Here is a 3,704-nt window from a genome sequence, read left to right on the forward strand (position 1 = left end):
ATTAGCTTCATGATCTTCTGCCAAGAGAATCACAGGTGATGTTTCTAAGACTTGAGTTGTGGGATTTTGGCCCCCATCTAAATTTGATGATTGGGGACTAGAAGATTTAGGAATTGGGGACGGCAACTGTTTATAAGGTAAACGGAAGCTAAAACAACTACCGACACCAACTGTACTCTTAACTTCTAGTTGACCACCGTGCATTTCCACAATTCGTTTCACCAGCACAAGTCCTAAACCTGTACCCGCATATTGACGATTTAAAGCACTATCAATTTGCACAAAAGGTTTAAAAAGTTTATCCTGATTTTCAGGAGTAATCCCAATCCCATTATCGCGCACAGCAAAACAAATAGAGGGACGACCGAAAGCAGTTTCCGTTGAAGATTCAACTTGAACTGTTAAGGATACTCTACCCCCTTTGGGAGTGAATTTAACGGCATTATTGAGGAGGTTAATTAAGACTTGGCGAATGCGTCTTTCATCTACAAACAAATCGGGGAGATCAGGGGGAATTTCCGTTTGAATCTGAAGGCGTTTTTGTATTGCCTGTTGTTGAATGAATACCAAACTTGATTGGCATAACTCGTTAATGGATGTTGGGGCAGATTCTAGTTCAATTTTTCCTGATTCAATTTTAGCGACATCAAGAATATCATTAATTAATGAGAGCAGATGAGTGCCACTGCTGGCAATGGTTTCTATTGTCTGTTGTTGTTTCCCATTGAGGGGGCCAAAAATTTCTTCTGTTAAGGCTTCGGACATCCCTAAAATAGCATTCAGGGGAGTACGCAATTCATGGCTCATATTAGCTAGAAATTCATCTTTGAGGCGGGTGGCATGGGCAAGTTGTTCATTAGATATTGCCAATTCTTGATTACTTTTTATTAATTTTGCTTCTGTTTTCTGTTTTTCTATTAATTCTTTTTTTGTCTGATTAAGCAGATATGCTTGTTGAATAGCTATCGATAATTGAGTAGCAATTTGTTGTACATAATCAATTTCTAATTGTTGCCATTTTCGAGGTTTATAACATTGATGAACGCCAAATAAACCCCAAATTTTTTTATTAATAACTAAGGGAATTAACAAATTAGCTTGGATTTTAAATTGCTCTAAAAAACGGTAATAAGAGTCACTTGTTTTGACTTGATCAATATCATCAATTTCAATTGATTGGAGATTTAAAAATTGATCTGGTTCTGTAAAACAATTTCCTTCTAATTTAATATTCAAAATTGAATTAACTCCTGTTTTAACGGATTCAGACACAAATTCTCCCTGAATAGGGTCAGATTCAGGATCAAATTTAAAAATACAAACTCGATCCACATCCAGAAATTTACGAGTTTCATCTGTTGTTGTATTAAAAATAGTTTCTAAATCTAAAGATTGACGAATTCGTTGGGTTGTTTCCCTGATTAATCTTTCTCTTTCTGCTTGACGTTGTAAGACATTAGCATTTTCTTGAATTTTAACAGCCATGCGATCAAAAGCAACAGAGACTTGCATCAGTTCATCTGAACCTGTTAATTGAGTTCTGATATAAAACTTTCCTTCTGCTAAACTATTACTAGCAGAAACCAACCGATAAACTCGTTTAGTGAGAGTCACATAAAAGAAAAACCATAAACCTAGACAAAATATTATTAACACGCCATTAAAAATTAGTGATCGCCTTAAAGCTCCATTAAAAGCTTCTTGTTTAACACTCGTCAGATCATATTCAAGCAAGAGAATACCTAGCCGAGAAGGTTTGATTTCGTTAGGTAAAATCTGTAAAACTAAAGGATAAATTGCAATCAGCTTTTTTTGATCTTTAGAAATTAGTATTTTTCCTGCCATTTTTTGTTGCACAGAGGCGAAATGAGACCTATAATCAGCACTTATTATTTCATCACTGGAAGTTCCTTTAAGTTCATAATTATTGGACAAACGAATGATATTTTTATCATCTATTTTTACCACTAAAGAGAGATTGGGATCACTGCCAATCTGACTAATAACTGTAGTTTCTATATCGTCGTAAGCATTGCTACCCGCTGTACTATGTTTACGTTCCATATAATCTAATATTCTGGCTGTTTGTCCAGCATAAATTTTCAGATAATTTTTAGCAGTTGTCGTTTGTGTCTCGTAGTTTTCAGTAATTTCTTTACGCAACGATATCAGCCCAAAAAGACTACCAAAAGTAATTAAAATAATAGGAATGGAAAATCTGATGGGTAGGGGAAAATATTGGAGCATAAATTTTAGGGAGTTGATAATTTAGCGTTCTTAATAAACTGATCATCTAGGATTGTATTTATATCAATATCTTTGGGTAATAAATTTTTTTCTCGCATAATATTGATCAGTTTTTTGCTGCCCATGACAAAAGAGGAATCACTTTGATTGAATAATTTTTGATTTTCTTCTAAGTTGAGTTGATGTATACCTTTAAAAGCATTCAGAATGTTTTCTGGTGTTACTTGTGTTCGTTTGGCGATGCGAGTTGCTCCTTCTTGAAGGTTTTCTTCTAAGTATTTTAAGGCTTGAAATCGTCCATTCACTAATGATTGAATGCTTTGAGGAGAATTAGCGATCGCCTCGGTACTCACAGCCAAAACATCTACAATTTCTCCCGGAATCTGGCTACTATCAAACAATACTTTTGCCCCAGCTTCTAATATTTTAGGAACAGCAGGCCCAAAGGTAACGACCGCATCTACTTGTCTCTGTTTATAAGCTCGTTCATGTTCTAATGGCTCTAAAGAAACGATCTCAATATCTTTAACAGACATCCCATTTTTTTCCAGTGCCCGAGCTATCATAAAAGATCCCAAAGCAGTTGGTTCTAGTCCCACTCGCTTTCCTTTTAAGGCTTTGATATTAGTCATATCAGGTCGTCCTAAAATGACATCTGCACCATTAGAAACATCCATAATCGCAATAATTTTAAGATTTTCTTGGGTTGCGGCGATAGATAAGGCTTGATCGATTGATAATCCCGCGCCTTCAATTTCACCATTACGATACGCTTTAACTTCTTCTGTTCCTGAAGGATAATCTATCAATCTGATGGATTGGTTGTCATAATAACCTAGATCCTCAGCTAAATATAAGGTTTCATATCCCGGCCAGAGATTAGTCGCAATCCGTAATGGACTGGATGGTTCTGGGATACAATTAGTCAGGGCGATCGCTAAAATTCCAGTAATCAGACTAAAAGTTAGATATTTTAGATATTTTAGCCATTGTTGTTTTGTTAGTCTTTTCATTGATTCTCCCATTAAGTTAAATAAATTCATTAATACTACCTTTGACGAGAATTTGTTGAATTATAGTGGTGAGTTGATTCAGTTTAACAGGTTTAGTTAAATAACCATTAGCCCCGGCTTCTAAGCATTTTTCTTGATCGCTTTTCATGGCTAAGGCAGTTAGGACAATAATCGGAATCGTTGCCAGTCGGTGATCGCTGTCTTGACGCAGATATTTAATCGCTTCTAAGCCATCCATTCCGGGCATTGAAATATCCATTAAAATTAGGTCAGGACTCTGTGATTTAGCAATATCAATCGCCTCTTGACCATTTCTTGCTAACAGTATTGTATAGCCTTTTGCCTTCAGATAACGAGAAATCGTAATAATATTAGCTTCATGATCTTCTGCCAAGAGAATCACAGGTGATGTTTCTAAGACTTGAGTTGTGGGATTTTGGCCCC

At 35.8% G+C, this 3,704-nt stretch carries 3 protein-coding genes; all 3 read right to left on the reverse strand.

The annotated features are described in order from the left end of the window. Window positions 1-2,247: ATP-binding protein (locus PL9214_RS30070; RefSeq protein ID WP_186440333.1), on the reverse strand; the 2,247-nt coding region annotated here is incomplete at its 3' end. 5 nt (window positions 2,248-2,252) lie between these two features. Beyond that, on the reverse strand, window positions 2,253-3,260 hold the full coding sequence (locus PL9214_RS10580; RefSeq protein ID WP_222425229.1) for an ABC transporter substrate-binding protein: 1,008 nt from the start codon (window positions 3,258-3,260) through the stop codon (window positions 2,253-2,255). A gap of 16 nt (window positions 3,261-3,276) precedes the next feature. Next, window positions 3,277-3,704 (reverse strand): response regulator (locus tag PL9214_RS10585; protein WP_139295031.1); only part of this gene is annotated, 428 nt, incomplete at its 5' end.

It is taken from the genome of Planktothrix tepida PCC 9214, from assembly GCF_900009145.1.
Classification (GTDB): Bacteria; Cyanobacteriota; Cyanobacteriia; order Cyanobacteriales; family Microcoleaceae; genus Planktothrix; species Planktothrix tepida.